Origin of the sequence: Nocardia sp. SYP-A9097 (assembly GCF_009649815.1) — a bacterium.
GTDB lineage: Bacteria > Actinomycetota > Actinomycetes > Mycobacteriales > Mycobacteriaceae > Nocardia.
On sequence record NZ_WJIC01000003.1, the window covers coordinates 395340 to 411776 of the forward strand.

Annotated in this window: 14 protein-coding genes and 1 pseudogene; 11 read left to right on the forward strand and 4 right to left on the reverse strand. The window is 65.8% G+C overall.

Features of this window, described 5'->3' with window-relative positions; translation table 11 throughout:
• The first annotated feature begins 254 nt into the window (after window positions 1-254).
• The 3 genes from GFY24_RS09230 to GFY24_RS09240 all read left to right on the forward strand — a co-directional run bounded on the left by GFY24_RS09230 (window position 255) and on the right by GFY24_RS09240 (window position 5170).
• The gene (locus tag GFY24_RS09230; protein WP_153804550.1) at window positions 255-1178 is read left to right on the forward strand and encodes a universal stress protein; all 924 of its coding nucleotides are present in this window, start codon (window positions 255-257) and stop codon (window positions 1176-1178) included.
• A gap of 17 nt (window positions 1179-1195) precedes the next feature.
• Window positions 1196-3559, forward strand: coding sequence for a phosphoketolase (locus GFY24_RS09235; protein ID WP_153804551.1), 2364 nt, complete (start codon window positions 1196-1198; stop codon window positions 3557-3559).
• A gap of 345 nt (window positions 3560-3904) precedes the next feature.
• A complete protein-coding gene (locus tag GFY24_RS09240) occupies window positions 3905-5170 on the forward strand; it encodes an APC family permease (RefSeq protein WP_153804552.1) in 1266 nt (421 codons plus the stop codon).
• Here the strand turns inward: GFY24_RS09240 and GFY24_RS09245 are convergent.
• A complete protein-coding gene (locus tag GFY24_RS09245; RefSeq protein ID WP_153804553.1) occupies window positions 5154-6152 on the reverse strand; it encodes an Acg family FMN-binding oxidoreductase in 999 nt (332 codons plus the stop codon). The genes GFY24_RS09240 and GFY24_RS09245 overlap by 17 nt on opposite strands.
• Window positions 6149-6862, reverse strand: coding sequence for an SRPBCC family protein (locus GFY24_RS09250; RefSeq protein WP_194852795.1), 714 nt, complete (start codon window positions 6860-6862; stop codon window positions 6149-6151). The genes GFY24_RS09245 and GFY24_RS09250 overlap by 4 nt, the downstream gene beginning before the upstream one ends.
• A gap of 155 nt (window positions 6863-7017) precedes the next feature.
• Between GFY24_RS09250 and GFY24_RS09255 the strand changes: the two genes are divergently transcribed.
• On the forward strand, window positions 7018-7764 hold the full coding sequence (locus tag GFY24_RS09255) for an SDR family oxidoreductase (protein WP_153804554.1): 747 nt from the start codon (window positions 7018-7020) through the stop codon (window positions 7762-7764).
• A gap of 9 nt (window positions 7765-7773) precedes the next feature.
• Complete coding sequence (locus GFY24_RS09260; RefSeq protein ID WP_153804555.1) at window positions 7774-8028, forward strand: SHOCT domain-containing protein; 255 nt, start codon at window positions 7774-7776, stop codon at window positions 8026-8028.
• 97 nt (window positions 8029-8125) lie between these two features.
• Here the strand turns inward: GFY24_RS09260 and GFY24_RS09265 are convergent, their stop codons facing one another.
• Window positions 8126-9574, reverse strand: coding sequence for an amidase (locus GFY24_RS09265; RefSeq protein WP_153804556.1), 1449 nt, complete (start codon window positions 9572-9574; stop codon window positions 8126-8128).
• Window positions 9575-9779: 205 nt separating this feature from the next.
• On the opposite strand from GFY24_RS09265, the gene GFY24_RS09270 reads away from it, so the two are divergent.
• Window positions 9780-10550, forward strand: a complete 771-nt coding sequence (locus tag GFY24_RS09270) for a sigma 54 modulation/S30EA ribosomal C-terminal domain-containing protein (protein ID WP_309230641.1) — start codon at window positions 9780-9782, stop codon at window positions 10548-10550.
• Window positions 10551-10683: 133 nt separating this feature from the next.
• Window positions 10684-11679, forward strand: a complete 996-nt coding sequence (locus GFY24_RS09275; protein ID WP_194852796.1) for a hypothetical protein — start codon at window positions 10684-10686, stop codon at window positions 11677-11679.
• 10 nt (window positions 11680-11689) lie between these two features.
• Here GFY24_RS09275 and GFY24_RS09280 read toward each other — a convergent pair whose 3' ends face one another.
• Window positions 11690-12061 carry a hypothetical protein gene (locus GFY24_RS09280; RefSeq protein ID WP_153804557.1) on the reverse strand — a complete coding sequence of 124 codons (372 nt, stop codon included), beginning with the start codon at window positions 12059-12061 and terminating at the stop codon, window positions 11690-11692.
• A 224-nt stretch (window positions 12062-12285) separates the two neighbouring features.
• Here GFY24_RS09280 and GFY24_RS09285 point away from each other — a divergent pair, with 224 nt between their 5' ends.
• The 4 genes and pseudogenes from GFY24_RS09285 to GFY24_RS09300 all read left to right on the forward strand — a co-directional run bounded on the left by GFY24_RS09285 (window position 12286) and on the right by GFY24_RS09300 (window position 16353).
• The gene (locus GFY24_RS09285) at window positions 12286-12615 is read left to right on the forward strand and encodes a helix-turn-helix transcriptional regulator (RefSeq protein WP_153804558.1); all 330 of its coding nucleotides are present in this window, start codon (window positions 12286-12288) and stop codon (window positions 12613-12615) included.
• 116 nt (window positions 12616-12731) lie between these two features.
• A pseudogene (locus tag GFY24_RS09290) lies at window positions 12732-13628 on the forward strand (phosphoenolpyruvate carboxykinase domain-containing protein); the annotation flags it as partial.
• Between the two features lie 292 nt (window positions 13629-13920).
• On the forward strand, window positions 13921-14739 hold the full coding sequence (locus GFY24_RS09295; RefSeq protein WP_153804559.1) for an alpha/beta fold hydrolase: 819 nt from the start codon (window positions 13921-13923) through the stop codon (window positions 14737-14739).
• A 186-nt stretch (window positions 14740-14925) separates the two neighbouring features.
• Window positions 14926-16353, forward strand: coding sequence for a DUF1254 domain-containing protein (locus GFY24_RS09300; protein WP_309230642.1), 1428 nt, complete (start codon window positions 14926-14928; stop codon window positions 16351-16353).
• Window positions 16354-16437 lie beyond the last annotated feature (84 nt).

Below are 16437 nucleotides of genomic sequence, written 5' to 3' on the forward strand. Positions count from 1 at the left end.
GGATCCGGGTGGGTGCGAGAAGTCATGCAAGACAGCCTCGCGGCCCGGACGATTCGGGCGGCAGTGCCGATACTCCCGACCGGCATGGGACCAAGGACCGTGAAAGGCCCGACTCGTGCAATCCGCGTCCGGTCCGTGGGTCTTTAGCCCCTGATCCGGTGACGATCGACCGCAGCCGCGTTCCTGGTCGCCTTCATACGGTTGAAGCGGGAGCCCGACCGGGACCACCTCGCCGTACGACATCGGAGGTCGCGATGACACCGCAGGACTATCAGGACCCGCATCAACTGGCCGACGCGGCCGTGGTGGTCGGGGTGGACGGCTCGCCCGGATCGGAGCTCGCGCTGCGCTGGGCCGCCGATTTCGCGGCACAGCGGGGCCGGGCGCTGGAGATCCTGCACGGACTGGATCTGGTGGGGGCGAGCCGGGTGGTGGGCGCGTACGAGGTCATCGTCCCGCCGCTGGTCGACAGTGTGCGGGCGCGGGGAACCGCGCTCATCGCGCACGCCGATCTGACCGCCCGCACCGCCGATCCCGGGCTCCGGGTATCGAGCGTGCTGTCGTCCGATACCGGGCAGGAATTGCTGCTGACGCACAGCGCGAAAGCCTATGCGGTGGTTCTGGGCGCGACCGGAAACACCGGAACCCTGGGCCATCTCGGCTCGACCCTGCTCGCGGTGACCGCGCACGCCCAAGGCGCGGTGATCGTCGTTCGCCCGGATCCCAAGGCGGACAACACCGTTCGCACGTCCGGACCCGTGGTGGTCGGTGTGGACGGCAGCCCGGTCAGCGAGGCCGCTGTCGCCGCCGCCTTCTTCGAAGCCTCCGATCGCGGCACCGATCTGGTGGCCGTGCACGTCTGGAGTGATTGGGACGCAGGCAAATTCGCCGGTAAGGATGCCTCCGCGCTGCTGGACAACTTCGAAGAGGTCGAGGAGGCGATCCTGGCCGAACGCCTGGCGGGATGGCAGGAGAAGTACCCGGACGTCGAGGTCATCCGCCGCGTCTACTTCGCGGGTCCGGCCGCACAACTGCGGGAATGGTCCGAGCACGCCCAGCTGGTGGTGGTCGGCAACCGCGGCCGTGGCGGGTTCCTCGGACTGTTACTCGGCTCCACCGCACACGCACTGGTGCAGCACGCGCACTGCCCGGTCATGGTCGTCCACGGCGCACCCTGAGAATAGGAACTCCAGCAATGACACTGCGTATGCCGGGTGCGGGCCTGAGCCCGCACCATGATCTGAACGACCTGGACGCCTGGTGGCGGGCGGCGAACTATCTCGCCGTCGGTCAGATCTACCTGATGGACAATCCGCTACTCACCGAACCCCTTCGGCCCGAACACATCAAGCCCCGATTGATCGGGCACTGGGGCACCGTCCCGGGCGTCACACTCACCTATGCCCACCTCAATCGGGCGATCGCCCGCACCGGTCAGGAAATGCTGTTCGTGCTCGGTCCCGGGCACGGTGCGGCCGGGCTCAATGCCGCGGCCTGGCTGGAGGGCACCTACTCGACATACCACCCGGAGGTGACCCAGGACCTGGCCGGAATGCGAGAGTTGTTCCGGCAGTTCTCATTCCCCGGCGGCGTACCCAGTCACGCCGGACCGCACCTGCCCGGTTCCATCCACGAGGGCGGTGAGCTGGGGTACTCGCTGGCGCACGCCACGGGCGCGGCGCTGGACAATCCGAATCTCGTGGTGGCCTGCATGATCGGCGACGGTGAGGCCGAAACCGGCGCACTCGCCACCAGCTGGCACAGCTCGCTGTTCCTGGACCGGATCACCGACGGCACCGTGCTGCCGATTCTGCACCTCAACGGGTACAAAATCGCGAATCCGACGCTGCTGTCCCGCATGTCGCGCAGTGAGCTCGACGGGCTGCTGACCGCGCACGGCTGGGAACCGATGTATGTCGAGGGCCACGACCCGGTCGAGATTCACGAACGCTATGCCGCGGTCCTGGACGAGGCGCTGGAGCGGATCCGGGGAATTCGGGACGACGCCGATCACGGGTCCGGCCCGCGCGATCCCTACCGGCCCATGATCGTACTGCGCACGCCCAAGGGCTGGACCGGACCGTCGATCGTGGACGGAGTCCAGATCGAAGGTACCTTCCGTGCGCATCAGGTCCCGCTCGCACAGGTCCGCGAGAATCCGGAACACCTTGCGCAACTGGAACAGTGGATGCGCTCCTACCGACCGCAGGAACTGTTCGACGCCGCCGGGCGGCCCGTCAGCCGCGTCGCGCGACTGCATCCGGAGCATCTGCGGATGAGCGCGAATCCGAAGGCCCACGGCCATGTCAGCGTGGATCTGCGGTTGCCCCGGCCCGCCGATTACGCGGTCGGATTCGCCGCTCCCGGAACAGAATTGGCCGAAGCGACCCGGGTACTGGGGCAGTACCTACGGGACGCGCTCGTCGAGAACCCCCGCAATCTACTGTTCTTCTCCCCGGACGAGCACGCCTCCAACCGGCTCGACGCCGTCCTGGAGGTCACCGGAAGGCGTTGGCGCAGCCGCAAATTGGCCGGTGATGATCGGTTGTCACCGGACGGCCGGGTACTGGAGGTGCTCTCGGAACACCTGTGCCAGGGCTGGCTGGAGGGTTATCTCCTCACCGGCCGGCACGGTGTGTTCTCCACCTACGAGGCGTTCGCGCACATCATCGACTCGATGGTGGTCCAGCATGCCAAATGGCTGCATATGGCGTCCGAGTTCGCCTGGCGCACGCCGACTCCCAGCCTCAACTACCTGATCACCTCGCATGTCTGGCGGCAGGACCACAATGGCGCCTCGCACCAGGACCCCGGCTTCATCGACCACGTGCTGAGCAAGCGCCCCGAAGTCAGCCGGGTATACCTGCCCCCGGACGCCAACTGCCTGCTGCACGTCTTCGACCACTGCCTGAGCAGTCGCGGCCGGGTCAATGTCGTGGTCGCGGGTAAACAGCCCGCCCTGCAGTACCTCGACTACGACCAGGCCCGCGAGCACTGCGAAAACGGTCTGGGCGTATGGGATTGGGCCTCCTCGGACCAGGACCGTCCCACCGAGGTCGTCATGGCCTGTGCGGGCGATGTACCCACCCAGGAGGCCCTGGCCGCCACCGCGATTCTGCGAGAACTGGTGCCGGACTTGGCCGTTCGCTTCGTGAACGTCGTCGACCTGGCCCGCATGTTCCCACCGGACCGGCACCCGCACGGCATCGAGGACGACGAATACCGCGCCATCTTCACCGACGCCCCCGTCATCTTCGCCTTCCACGGCTACCCCTGGCTCATCCACCGCCTCGCCTACCGCCGCCCCGGCCACGACGCCATGCACGTCCACGGCTTCACGGACAACGGCACCACCACCACACCATTCGACATGTGCGCGATGAACGGCATCGACCGATACAACCTCGCCGCGGCGGCCCTGGCCGAAGTCCCGCGACTGGCCGACCGACGACAGGAACTGACCGAACACCTGCTCGGAAAGCTCGAATACGCCGGCGACTACGCCCGCCGCCACGGCGACGACCCGCCCGAGATCACCGAATGGCGCTGGCCGAACTGATATCCGCCGATAGTGAACTACCGATGGCCGTCGCGTTCCGCGGCGGCCATCGGGCTGCCGAGTGTCCCGGCCGGCATCCCCGCGGCGGGCGGCAGCAGCCCTTCGAGGGTGCCCCCGCACGTGTCCGGCGGCATCACCCGCAGTTGTCGCCAGGCGATGAATCGACGGCGATCAGGAGATGGAACGGTCCGCGGTACCAGGCGTAGGCGGCCACGTGAGCGCGAGTCCGGCCCGTGCCGATCCGACCGGAAGATGAATTCCACCCCCGTCCGGCCGGGGTCGGAGGCCGCTATGACATACGGTCTCGGATGCCAGATCCGATCGCATCAGGGAGCCGTGTCGACGATGTCCAATCCTTCCCAGGGGGAAACCCGATTGGCGCGGCGTATCGGTCTCGGTGACGCGGTGCTGATCGGGCTCGGGTCGATGATCGGCGCGGGTGTCTTCGCCGCGCTCGGCCCGGCCGCCGGTGCGGCTGGATCCGGTGTGCTGATCGCGCTGGTGCTGGCAGCGGTCATCGCCTACTGCAATGCGACTTCGTCCGCGCGGTTGGCAGCACGCTATCCCACCTCCGGCGGAACTTATGTCTATGGGCGTGAGCGGCTCGGCGAGTTCTGGGGTTATCTGGCAGGCTGGGGTTTCGTGGTCGGCAAGACCGCCTCGTGTGCGGCCATGGCCTTGACCGTCGGGTCGTATGTACTGCCCGATTACGCGCATGCCATCGCGGTCGCGGCCGTGATCGCGCTGACGGCGGTGAACTATCGCGGCGTGCGGAAGTCGGTGGCCCTCACCCGGATTATCGTCGCCGTGGTGCTCACGGTGCTGTTCGCGGTTGTCGTCGCGGCGACGAGTTCGGTTGCCGCGGAACCGGTTCGGCTGCATATCGGGGCCGACGCCACACCGTACGGTGTGCTGCGGGCCGCCGGATTGCTGTTCTTCGCCTTCGCGGGATACGCCCGAATTGCCACGCTCGGCGAGGAAGTTCGTGATCCCGCGCGCACGATTCCGCGTGCCATTCCGCTCGCGCTCGGGATCACTCTTATCGTCTACGCGGCGGTCGCAGTCGGGGCCCTGCTGGTGCTCGGCCCGGACGGATTGGCCGGCGCTACAGCGCCATTGGCCGATGTCGTGCGCGCCGCGGGGGCCTCCGGTCTCGTGCCGGTGGTGCGGGTCGGCGCGGCGGTCGCGGCGCTGGGTTCGCTGCTGGCGCTGGTGCTCGGTGTCTCGCGCACCATCCTCGCGATGTCCCGCGACCGGAATCTGCCGTCCGCTCTGGCGGCGGTCCATCCGCGTTTCGGCGTGCCGCACCGCGCGGAGCTGGCGGTCGGTGTGGTGGTCGCGGTGGTCGCGGCTACCGCCGATGTTCGAGGGGCGATCGGCTTCTCGTCGTTCGGGGTACTGGCCTACTATGCGATCGCCAACGCCTCGGCGTGGACGCTCACGCCGGAAGAGGGCCGGCCACCACGCGTCATCCCCGTGCTCGGGGCGATCGGATGCCTGGTGCTGGCCATCTCCCTGCCTCTCGACTCGGTCTTTGCGGGAGGTTCCGTCCTGGCGGTCGGTGCCCTCGTCTACGTCGTGCGGCGCCGATCGGTTACCTCTCGATCGTGAGAATCTCGTTGAGCGGTCGCCGTGGGGTGGGTGGCGGTTTGCGCTCGCCGTCGGGCGCGGTGCCGATGCGGAGCAGGATTTGCGGGCGATAGGTCGGTCGCACCAGATTGGCGAGTAGTGCACGGCCGGTGGGCAATTCGGTGATGTGGGTGAGAGTGCAGGTGGCCAGCTCCGCGACGGCGCATTCGAGCAGTACCGCCGAGAGGGCCTCGCCGGTGCGGAGCCAATCGATCAAAGAGTCGGTCTCGGAACAGAGTACGAGCAGTGCGGCGCGATCCTCGGACTCGGGGCGGCGTGCCGAATGCGGTGCGGCGGGGAAGGTACGCCCGACCGGCACCCGAGCGGATTCCGCGTCGGAGATCAGCGCATCCTGCGGAACGCCTTCGAAGGTCTCGGAATGCCCTGTCCACCACCCGATTTCGCTCTGATACTCGATATCGTGCTGCCGCAGGGCGGTGGCTTGCCGGGACGCGGCGATCAGCCGGGTGCGAGCGTCGTCATCGAGGGTCAGCAGTTCGAGGTAGTGCGGCGAAACCAGCATGCGCAGGTGGGGGAGTACGGCGTCCCAGTTCTTCGGCGCGTCCATGGGCAGGCGGTCGGTGCGACGGCAATCGATCGCACCCGCCCGCGCCACCAGCGCGGCGGGCGGGGTGGGCCAAGGCCGGAAACGTATCTCGGCCAGGAGATTCGGCTGCTCCGGATCGGGCAGACGGTTGGTGTCGGTGTGCCAGCCATGCGCGCCGAACGCGGTACGTGCATGGTGCAGCATGGCACCGCAGCTGATGATCAGTTGCCGCGCCTGCGGATCCGCCACGGTCAGCAGCCGGTCGGTATCGGTGTAGAGGTGCAGCGCATCGCCGCACAACACCCAGCGCCACGGCTGAGTGTTGTGCACCGACGGTGCGCGCGAAGCCAGCCGCAGCGCCGCCAGCATCGTCCGATGATCGGGTCCGGCGACAGGTGGGACATTCATAGCTGTCATACATCGATTGTTCGCGTCGGGAACACCGGCCTATACGGCCCTTCCTCCCGCCGCTCAGGGGCTTTGGTCACCACCGCCGGCAAAGCGGCGGCGACCCGCTCGACCCGTTTCTTGATACCCAGCAGCATCTTGCTCTCCATGATCAGGCTGCCCGGTTCCATGACGAGCATGGTGAATACGCGCTGCGGCAGTGCGGCATCCGGTGCGGCGATTCGATTGCGGCTGATCAGGCGGGTGCCGCCCGTCGTGGGAACGAGTTCGAACGCCCACACCCAGTGCTTATCCTCGGAGACGAAGACCAGCGTATGCGGGCGATCCAGGATCGCCACGCGCATACGCGGTCCCGAATCACCCAGTGGCAGTACATCATCCACCGCCAGCTGCTGCCACTGCGGCATGATGCGGTCGGCGCTGTGCATATTCAATCCGAAGAGATTCTCGATCCAGTCATAGGTGTACGCCCCGCCGCGGGCGGAACCCATCTGTACGAGCCACGGGAAGATCTCCTCGGGTTCGGCCGCGATGGTGACGGCGCGGGTGGTCACTACATCGGGTTCGGTGAGCAGACCATCGCCGGGCAGCGCCCGTGCGGCCTCTGCTTCGGTGGCGCCCCAGGTCAGGCAGGCGTTGCGGGCGAAGAAGCGATAGCCGAGCGCGAGCCCGGTGGCGGCGGAGGCAATCGCGACCGCGGTGGCCGTGGAAGTTCTCATAACCTGATCGTCTGTCCTGTACGGCCGTTCGAATGAGAGTCCGAGGACCTTCACGATGGTGACCATGGACCGTCCTGCGCTGTCCAGAATGCGTGGATGCTCTATTTCGAGACCGGATTCGACAGCGAATTCGGCTGCAGGATCGGAGCCCGCCCATGTCGAACTTGAAAGGCAGAAGCGCCATCGTTACCGGCGGCGCGCGCGGTGTCGGCGCTGCCGTGGTCGCGGAGCTGGTGAAGGAGGGGATGGGTGTGGTCATCGCCGATCTGCTCGAGCACGACGGCGCCGAACTCGCCAGATCCCTCGGCCCCACCACCCGGTATCACCATCTCGATGTGACCGACCAGGACGAGTGGGTACGCGTACTGAATGAGACCGAGGAAGAGTTCGGCGCGCTGTCGGTGCTGGTGAACAATGCGGGCATCGTGGATTTCGGCACCGTCGAATCCGAGTCGCCGTCGCTGTTCCGTCATGTGTTGGATGTGAACCTCTACGGTGCCTGGCTGGGCATGCACCTGTCCGCCGCGAGAATGCGGGCGGCGGGTGGCGGCGTGATCGTGAATATCTCCTCCACCGCCGGGCTGACGGGTTACGCCGGGGTAAGCGGCTACGTCGCCAGTAAATGGGGTCTGCGTGGCGTCACCAAAGCCGCTGCCCTGGAACTGGGTTCGGCCAATATTCGAGTCTGCTCGGTGCATCCCGGCCCCATCCACACCCCGATGGCCGCCGGTATGGACGAGTCTCTCGCCGCGGCCCAGCCGCTGCCGCCCTTCGGCGAACCGCGGGAGGTCGCCGCGATGGTGCGATTCCTGGTCACCGAGGCCACCTTCAGCACCGGGGCGGAGTTCGTCGTCGACGGCGGCGCCACGGCCGGCCAGGTTCCCGTCCTGAACGGAAAGTGAGTAACTCCGATGATGTTTCGCTACGACCATGACATGGGCGGCTGGGACTACGCCTGGATGAGCCTGGGAATGCTGATCTTCTGGGTTCTGCTGTTCGCCGCCCTCGCGCTTCTGATCAGATTCACCCTGACCGGTGCGACGCCACAGTTCACCCAATCGTCTCCGACGGCGGAAGACCTGCTCGCCCAGCGCTTCGCCCGCGGCGAAGTCGACAAGGACGAGTACCTCGCAACCCTGGCCACCCTGCGCGGTCGGAAGGTCTGAGGTTCCGACCGCGCCCGACCGGGCCGAGCCGTCCGCGCGCATCCGCTCCCAACGCCGGGCGGCGGTCGTCGCATCGATATTCAACGGGCGGGCACGACTAGAGTGCCGGACGGTTTCCGGGTCGGTAGGCCCACGGGCGCAGCTGTTCCAGTGCCTTGCCGATGCGGAACACGGTCGCATCGTCGTAAGGATGGCCGACGACCTGTACGCCGGTCGGAATGCCCCACTCCGAATGGCCGGACGGCACATTCAGGACCGGGCAGCGGTTGGTGATATTGAACGGCATAGTCATTGCGGCCCAGAAGCTTTCACCGACATCTTCGCCGTGGACGATCAGGCGATCGCCCGGGGATTGATCATCCGCAGGCCAGCCGGGCACGGCGGTGGTGGGACACAACAGGGCGTCGAATCCGGTCATCGCCGCTGCCAGCTGCAGTTGCAGTCGCTTCTCCGCGCGCAGTGAATCCAGATAGCTGATGTGTTCGCGGGCTTGCGCGGTGAGGTCCAGGAAAGCGGCGGTGTAGTCGGATACCAGCGCTCGCTTACCGTCGGTGAGTTCCGCGACCAGGGGGCCGAGCAGCGTCCCGAAGTGGCCGCTCTGTGCGGTCAGAATATCGAGATGGGTCCATGGGAGTTCGATCTCCGTCACGATCGCGCCCGCCTCCGCCAGCGCCTGTGCGGTGGCACGGGTATTCGCCACCATCTCGGGATGCACCCGGTACTCGCCGAGGTCGATGCAGAGCGCGATCCGCATGCCCGCCACGTCGTCGAAGTCGTTGGGCAGCACGTACTTCGGCGCTATGGAGGTGTGATCGCGGGGATCCGGCCCCGCCAGCACATTCTGCAGCAGAACCGTATCGGCGACCGAGCGAGCCATCGGGCCGTCGCCTCGGTAGTGGTCATTGGGCATGACACCCGCGCCGGGCACCCGGCCGTAAGGGGCCTTGAATCCGACGACGCCATTGAGCGCCGCCGGCAATCGTGTGGAGCCGCCGATATCGGATCCGGTGGCCAAGGTGGCGGTGCCCGAAGCCAGGGCCGCACCGGAACCTCCCGAAGATCCGGCCGTGGAGAAATAGGGATTCCATGGATTGCGGGTGATACCCCACATACGTGACCGGGTGAATGGCGCGACGGAGAATTCCGGAGTGGTGGTGCGAGCGTGAATTATGCCGCCCGCGTTTATGATTCGATCGATGACCGGGGCGTTCTCCTCGGCCACCACACCTTCGTTGACGAGCGATCCCTCGGTCAGGGACCGCCCGGCCATGGCATGCTTCTCCTTCGCCGCGATCGGCAAACCCTCCAGCGGCCGCGGCGCACCACCGTCCTTACCCAGATATCTGCGCTCCGCCTGCTCCGCCTGAGTCATCGCCTCGTCGAAAAGCCGCTCGGTGAAGGCATTGATCGCGGGTTCGACCTTCTCGGTGCGTTCGATGACCGCCCGCATCAACTCGACCGGAGACAGCGCACGCGCGGCGAACAGCCGGAGCGCGTCGGTGGCGTCGAGATAGACCAGATCGTCGGCGGAATCACTTGATGTCATGAATACCTTGTCTACCCTCTCGTCCACCGCAACTGCTCCAGGCGCACGATTCCGGTCGCAGCACCATTGTTTTGCTGGAATACCTCAGGCAGGCGATCGGTGACCCGGGGGGACCTTCGACCCTGTTCGGCGGGAGCGGCGCAATGGTGCCATGGGTTCTTCTGGAAACCGGTTCTCCGTGAACAGGAAGCGAGGTGATCGTCTCGTGATTGCAGGCGAGGTGATGTCGGAGGTGCGGTCGAACATCGAGGTGAGCGCATGCGGCGGTGTGAGGCCGGGTGAAATCCGGCGGGCCGAACAGACGATCGGCCGGGTGTTACGCCGCCACGCCGTGGCGGGCGGCGCGCGAATTCGCTTGACCGCCAGGGGTTTCGCCGACGGCGAGACCATCGCACAGGTCAATGTGAATTTCGGTGGGCAACCCGTCCGCACCCAGATCGCCGGCCCCGGTGTCTTCGCTCTCACCTTCGCCGCGGAACGCCTCGACCGGCAGCTCGCCAGGCTTGCCGCGCTGGCACCGCCGCGCTGGGCCCCCGATCCCGGACGCACACCGCTGGCATATGTGAGCGATGAGCGTCCGATCGTGCGCCGCGAGAACTGCGAACCACGCCGCTGCGATCCGGTGGCCGCGGCGCGCGTCATGGATGCCCTCGATTACGACGCGCACCTGTTCACCGATATCGGCTCGGGGGAGGACGCCGTCGTGTATTGGGCTGGGCCACTTGGTGTTCGAATGGCAAGGCAGCGCCGAATGCACCCGCCGCGCAACGCCGACGAGCTCCGGCTGACCATGAATCCGCACCCCACTCGAATCCTCACAGAGTCCGGTGCGGTAGCGCGATTGTGCACCTACGGCCTGTCCTTCCTCTTCTTCACCGCCCCCGACGACGGCCGCGGCCGACTCCTCTATCGGCGGTACGACGGTGATCTGGGATTGGTGGCCGCCAAGCCGTCGGCGCCTATCCAGGTCGAATAGTGCAGGGCCGGAGCCCTCGACCCGGCGCTCCGCGTCCGATTTCCGCCGGGCGGAGTCATGATGATGCCCGCACAGCCTGCTCATGTGGTGCCCGATCGAGTTCCGTCCAGGTGACTGTGGAAGGCGGTTCGCAGTGATAAGTGCAGCATCGGAGGCGGTTTCCGGGAATCCGGCACCGTTCACCTGGGTCACCGGGGTGTCCATGCTCGTGTTCTGTGCCATCCTCTGGGTGATCGTCGACTACATGCGCACCCATCCGCGTCCGTCCATGTGGGTGTGGGGGCTGGCATTGCTGACCTTCCCGCTGTGGATCTGGGGGCCCGGCCGCGATATCGGGCTGATCAATTGGTTCTCGTGGGCGAAGATCCTGTCGGTGCTCATCCCGTTGACTCTTGTCGGCGCGATGCGCATCGCGGCCGCCGAACAACGCGAGGGGCGGATCTGGGAGCTGTTGCGTAATCCGCGTTTTCTGTGGTTCCCGTACGCGATCCTGTTCTTGAATATCGCCGAGGCCACGCTGCGCGACGCGGAAACCGGCAACTACTGGAACGCGGCCGTCGGTCTCGGATTGTGCCTGACCATCCCGTACTGCCCGCGCTTCTGGGAGGTGCTGCCCGGCCGCAATGCCGAACTTGTCGCGTATACGACCATGGCGTGGAACTTCCTCTACACCACCTGGAATCTGTGCTTCACATTCGGCGGATACCCGCCGCAGGAAGAGCATTTCGCGGCCAGCATCTGCATTCTCGCCGTCGCCGAGATCTACCCGCTCGTCAAGCGCCGCCCCGAGCTGTACATCATGGCTCGCATCTACACCCTGCCGGTGCTCATGTTGGTCATCGCCATCTACAACATCTTCCCGAAGGTGATGCCGTCCGACGGCTGGTTCGACAACGATGTCTGGATCGTTTGGGGCATAGTCAATTTCGCCCTCACCGTCCCGTATCTGTTCTGGTACACCTGGCAGTTGGAGACCGGCCGTGCCTTCATCCATTTCCGTCGCGGCCACGCCCGCGAGGACTTCGTCCGACAGCACGGTGACACCGTCGAACAGCTTATGGCACTGAGTGATTCGCTCGATGCGACAGCCGACACCCACGGCCGGTCGACCCGCTCGTCGACCCGTTGAGGTCGGCGCTTCAGATCTCGAGGTTGTGTTCGACGGTGCGCAGGCGGTGCCGGGCCAGGGCGAGGTTGGCCGAGGCGCGGTCAAGTACCAGGTAGAGCAGCATGCCCTGGGAGTGCCGACCGGTCATCGGGCGGATTACGTGGTACTGGTTCGAGAGCGAGACCAGGATGTCTTCGATGGTCTCGTCGAGCCCGAGTTGTTCGAGGGTGCGCAGTTTGGCGCGCACCACTTCCGTGCTGCCCATCACGGCGACTTCGAGGTCCAGGGCTTTGGAACCCTGGCGCATTCCGAGCGGCATACCGCTCTCGTAGTCGACCACCGCGGCGCCGATCGCGCCGTCGATGAGCATCATATCCTTAAGTGTCACATCGAGATTCGACATGGCGGGTCCTTTCGTGTGCGAGTGGGCGCAGACGCTACCCACAGATTGTGCGTCTCGTCCCGCGAACCTCGAAGAATCCTGAGGAGTCTGGTTCCATGTCGATCGAAGTCCTGTCGGTACGGAGGGCACCGCGTACCCGAGCGGCGAACTGGTTGCGCTGTTTGCTAAACTCTGCAACTGGTGGTCGATCGTAGCGCTACCGAGTCGTCGACGGAAGGGTGGCAATGCCGGGCTCGAGCAGGCCGCTCTATTCGATGAAGGCCGATTTCTTCAAAACGCTCGGGCATCCCGTGCGCATCCGGGTACTGGAACTGCTCAGTCAACGTGAGCACGCGGTCTCGGAGATGCTGGACGAGATAGGCGTGGAGCCGGCGAATCTGTCGCAGCAGCTGTCGATTCTGCGTCGAGCCGGGTTGGTGATCGCTCGCCGTGAGGGCCTGTCGGTCACCTATGAACTCACCTCCCCGCAGGTCGCCGAGTTGATGTCGACCGCGCGGGCGATCCTCACCGGCGTGGTCGCCGGGCAAGCCGAGGCGTTGGAACAGCCCGCCTAGCAAGACCTTTCGTGTGGGTCGAAGGACTCTGGATGGTTCACTGATTGCAGTGTTTCTAAACTGAATACCTAGTAGTTTCGTGAAGGAGACAATTCGTGAGCGACCATCCGGACGTCATGACCGTGCAGGCACCGACCACCCACGAGGGCACTCTGGCGTGGGTGGCCGAGGTCGCCGAGCTGACCGCGCCCGATGCCATCGTGTTCTGCGACGGCAGCCGGGGCGAGTGGGACCGGCTGACCGGCCGGCTGGTCGACAGGGGCACCTTCGTGCGGTTGACCGCGAAGCCCGATTCCTTTTGGTGCGCATCGGATCCCGAGGATGTGGCGCGGGTGGAGGATCGCACCTTCATCTGCTCGCAGGACATGGTCGATGCCGGTCCGACGAACAACTGGGTCGATCCGCTCGATATGCAGACGGTGATGACCGAGCACTATCGCGGCGCGATGGCCGGACGGACGATGTACGTGATCGCCTTCTGTATGGGGCCTTTGGATGCGGCCGAGCCGAAATTCGGTGTGCAGGTCACCGATTCGGAGTATGTGGCCGTGTCCATGCAGATCATGACCCGCTCGGGTACCCCGGTGTGGGAGAAGCTCACCGGCGGAACCGAATTCGTCAAATGTCTGCACTCGGTAGGTGCGCCACTGGCCGACAGCCAGGACGATGTGGTGTGGCCGTGTGACAAGACCAAGTACATCGCGCACTTCCCCGAGACCCGCACCATCTGGTCCTACGGCTCGGGCTACGGCGGTAACGCGCTGCTGGGCAAGAAGTGCTTCGCGCTGCGCATCGCGTCGGTGCTCGGCCGCGACGAGGGCTGGCTGGCCGAGCACATGCTCATCCTGAAACTCACTTCCCCGCAAGGGAATACGCATTACGTCGCCGCGGCGTTCCCGTCCTCGTGCGGTAAGACCAATCTCGCGATGCTCGAACCCGCCTTGCCCGGGTGGAAGGCCGAGACGATCGGCGACGATATCGCGTGGATGCGGTACCGCGGAATGGGTGGCCGAGACCACCTCCATCGACGAGTGGTACGCCCGAATCGGTGGCAACCGGCTCCCCGACACCCTGCGTGAACAGCTCGCGGCGCTGAAGCTGCGGCTTTCCCGCACCCTGTGACGGTGCGCGCGCTGCTGCCGAATTTCGCGGACTGGAAGCCCGCGCTGCGGGCTCCCGGCGCGGATCTGCCGGCCTCGATGCGGCAGCGGGTATCCCGTTCATCGCGCCGCTGTGCCTGTTCCTGCTGATTGAATCTGTCCCGCTACCCTGCACTGTCCGCACTTGTCACACGGAAGAAGACACATGCCTGTCGCCACACTCAATGGAATCCGGCTCAGCTACGAGGTGACCGGGACCGGTCCGCTGGTCGTGCTCGTCATGGGATCGGGCAGTCCCGGCAGGGTTTGGCGCAGCTATCAGGTGCCCGCGCTGGTCAAGGCCGGATTCCGAGTCGCGACCCTGGACAACCGCGGGATCGCGCCCTCGGATGCCTGTGCGTCGGGGATCCGCATGGAAGATCTGGTGGGCGATGTCGCCGCGCTCATCGAACATCTGGGTGGTGCGCCCGCTCATGTCGTGGGCACCTCGATGGGCTCGCGTGTGGTCGCCGAATTGGCGCTGGCCCGGCCCGAATTGGTCGCCAGAGCGGTCATGATGGCCGCGACCGGTCGACCCGATCCGGTGGCGCAGATGCTCAACCGGGGCGAGCAGGCATTGATCGACAAGGGCGTGGAACTGCCGGCGGAGTACGCGGCCGCGATCAAGGCGCTCCTGAATCTGTCGCCGCGCACCCTTACCGATCCGGCCAAGGCCCAGGAATGGCTCGACATCTTCGAATACACCTCGGCGGGAACACCTTCGGCCGGCGTGCGTGCGCAGTTGGGGATGGATCGCTCCCGCGACCGAATCGCCGACTACCGCCGGATCAGGGTGCCCAGCCTGGTCATCGGATTCGCCGACGACAAAATGGTGCCGACCGTGTTCGGCCGCGAGGTCGCGGCCACGATCCCCGGAGCCCGCTACATCGAAATCGAGGACTGCGGGCACTACGGGTACCTCGAACGGCCCGATGACGTCAACCACACCATTATCGAATTCCTCACCACCGCAACCAGTTCGTAAGGGACCGACCGATGAGCAACTCCCTGCCGCTCGAATCGAGTGTGGTCGAGAAGATCTGAACCGGGGCTTGTGACGCCGCTGCTGGAACGCGTTGCAGTTTGGCAACGCGAGCCCCTAACGTTCTCACCGATGGCAAATGTATAGCTACCTTCGAGTATGGGGGGTCAAACGACAGGAGCTACAACGGTGACACAGGGTCTCGAGCGGTTTTCGATCTCTCGGCGTGGGTTGTTCGGTATGGCAGCGGGTTTCACGGCGGTGATCGGGTTGGCGGCCTGCGGTTCATCGAACGACTCGTCGTCATCCAGCTCCACCAGCAGCGTCGGCGGCGATAGCGACCCCAAAGCTATCGCCGTCGACGCCTATGTCTTCGGATATCCGCTCGTCCTGATGGATACGACGCGGACCACAGCGGCACCGACGAACACGCTGATGCGCTACAGCACCACGCCCACCCCGGACGACAAGACCATCGTCTCGCCGAACGTCGACACCCTCTATGCACAGGCTTGGCTGGACCTTTCGGCCGAGCCGATGGTGATTCAGATGCCGACCATGCCCGACCGCTACTGGCTCGTCCAAGTGCAGGACGCCTGGAGCAACACCGTCAACGACCCCAGCAGCATGCACCCGAAACTCGCCGACGGAGCCCCGGCCGGACCGTTCACCTACGTCCTCACCGGTCCCGGATGGTCGGGTCAACTACCCACGGGCACAACACGTCTGGAGGTTCCGACCCCCACGTCATGGGTGATCGTGCGCATGGCCGTCAACAATGCGGCCGACCACGACGCGGTCGTGGCGCTGCAAGACCAGATCAAACTCATGCCGTTGAGCGCGTGGAACACCAACCCCGACACCCCGACTCCGAGTGCGGCACCTCAAGACCCGACGGCGAATTCCGCCAAAGAGGTCGACGCCATGGACGGGCCGACCTTCTTCGCCAAACTCAATGCGCTCATGGTGAAGAATCCTCCCGCCTCCGCGGATGCAGATGCCGTGAAGCGTTTCGCGACCATTGGCATAGCCCCCGGCGGCACCGTCAAGGGCATCGACACCGCCACGCTCAACGACGCTGTCAGCACCGCTAAGCAGCAGATCAGCTCCTATCAGAACCCCAAGGCGAAGCTCGTCAACGATTGGGCCTACGCCACCAACTTGGGCACCTACGGCACCGACTACCCCCTGCGCGCCAACACCGCCCTCATCGGACTCGGTGCCAATCTCGCCGCCGATGCCATCTACCCGATGATGCTCAACGTCCCCGCCACCACCAACGGCACACCCCGTCGGCTCCGCGTCCACTTCGCCCCCGGCCAGCTCCCGCCCGTCGACGCCTTCTGGTCACTGACCGCCTACACCGCCGACCGCTTCCTGGTCCCCAACCCCGACAATATCCACTCCATCGGCCACCAAATCCCCGTCACCCTCAACCCCGACGGCTCGGCCGACCTCACTCTCCAGAGCGCCAATCCCGGAAGTGAAGTCCCGCAGGGCAATTGGCTCCCCATCCCCGACACCGGCACCTTGAACCTGGCCCTGCGTCTCTACGCGCCGAAGCAGGCCGCCGCCGACGGCACCTGGCAGCCACCCGCCCTCAACCAGATCAACTGATCCGCCCCGCACTCCCGCCCCGGACCGCGTGATGCGCGGCCGGGGCGGGGTGCGCTTCCGGTGGATGTGGCGGACGCGCGATTT

Excerpts from the sequence above, each read along its gene's own strand:
- GFY24_RS09235 (WP_153804551.1), top strand. The coding sequence starts at position 1,196 with ATGACACTGCGTATGCCGGGTGCGGGCCTGAGCCCGCACCATGATCTG.
- GFY24_RS09280 (WP_153804557.1), bottom strand. The coding sequence starts at position 12,061 with ATGTCGAATCTCGATGTGACACTTAAGGATATGATGCTCATCGACGGC.
- GFY24_RS09230 (WP_153804550.1), top strand. The coding sequence starts at position 255 with ATGACACCGCAGGACTATCAGGACCCGCATCAACTGGCCGACGCGGCC.
- GFY24_RS09260 (WP_153804555.1), top strand. The coding sequence starts at position 7,774 with ATGATGTTTCGCTACGACCATGACATGGGCGGCTGGGACTACGCCTGG.
- GFY24_RS09295 (WP_153804559.1), top strand. The coding sequence starts at position 13,921 with ATGCCTGTCGCCACACTCAATGGAATCCGGCTCAGCTACGAGGTGACC.
- GFY24_RS09255 (WP_153804554.1), top strand. The coding sequence starts at position 7,018 with ATGTCGAACTTGAAAGGCAGAAGCGCCATCGTTACCGGCGGCGCGCGC.
- GFY24_RS09285 (WP_153804558.1), top strand. The coding sequence starts at position 12,286 with ATGCCGGGCTCGAGCAGGCCGCTCTATTCGATGAAGGCCGATTTCTTC.
- GFY24_RS09240 (WP_153804552.1), top strand. The coding sequence starts at position 3,905 with ATGTCCAATCCTTCCCAGGGGGAAACCCGATTGGCGCGGCGTATCGGT.
- GFY24_RS09265 (WP_153804556.1), bottom strand. The coding sequence starts at position 9,574 with ATGACATCAAGTGATTCCGCCGACGATCTGGTCTATCTCGACGCCACC.
- GFY24_RS09245 (WP_153804553.1), bottom strand. The coding sequence starts at position 6,152 with ATGACAGCTATGAATGTCCCACCTGTCGCCGGACCCGATCATCGGACG.
- GFY24_RS09250 (WP_194852795.1), bottom strand. The coding sequence starts at position 6,862 with ATGAGAACTTCCACGGCCACCGCGGTCGCGATTGCCTCCGCCGCCACC.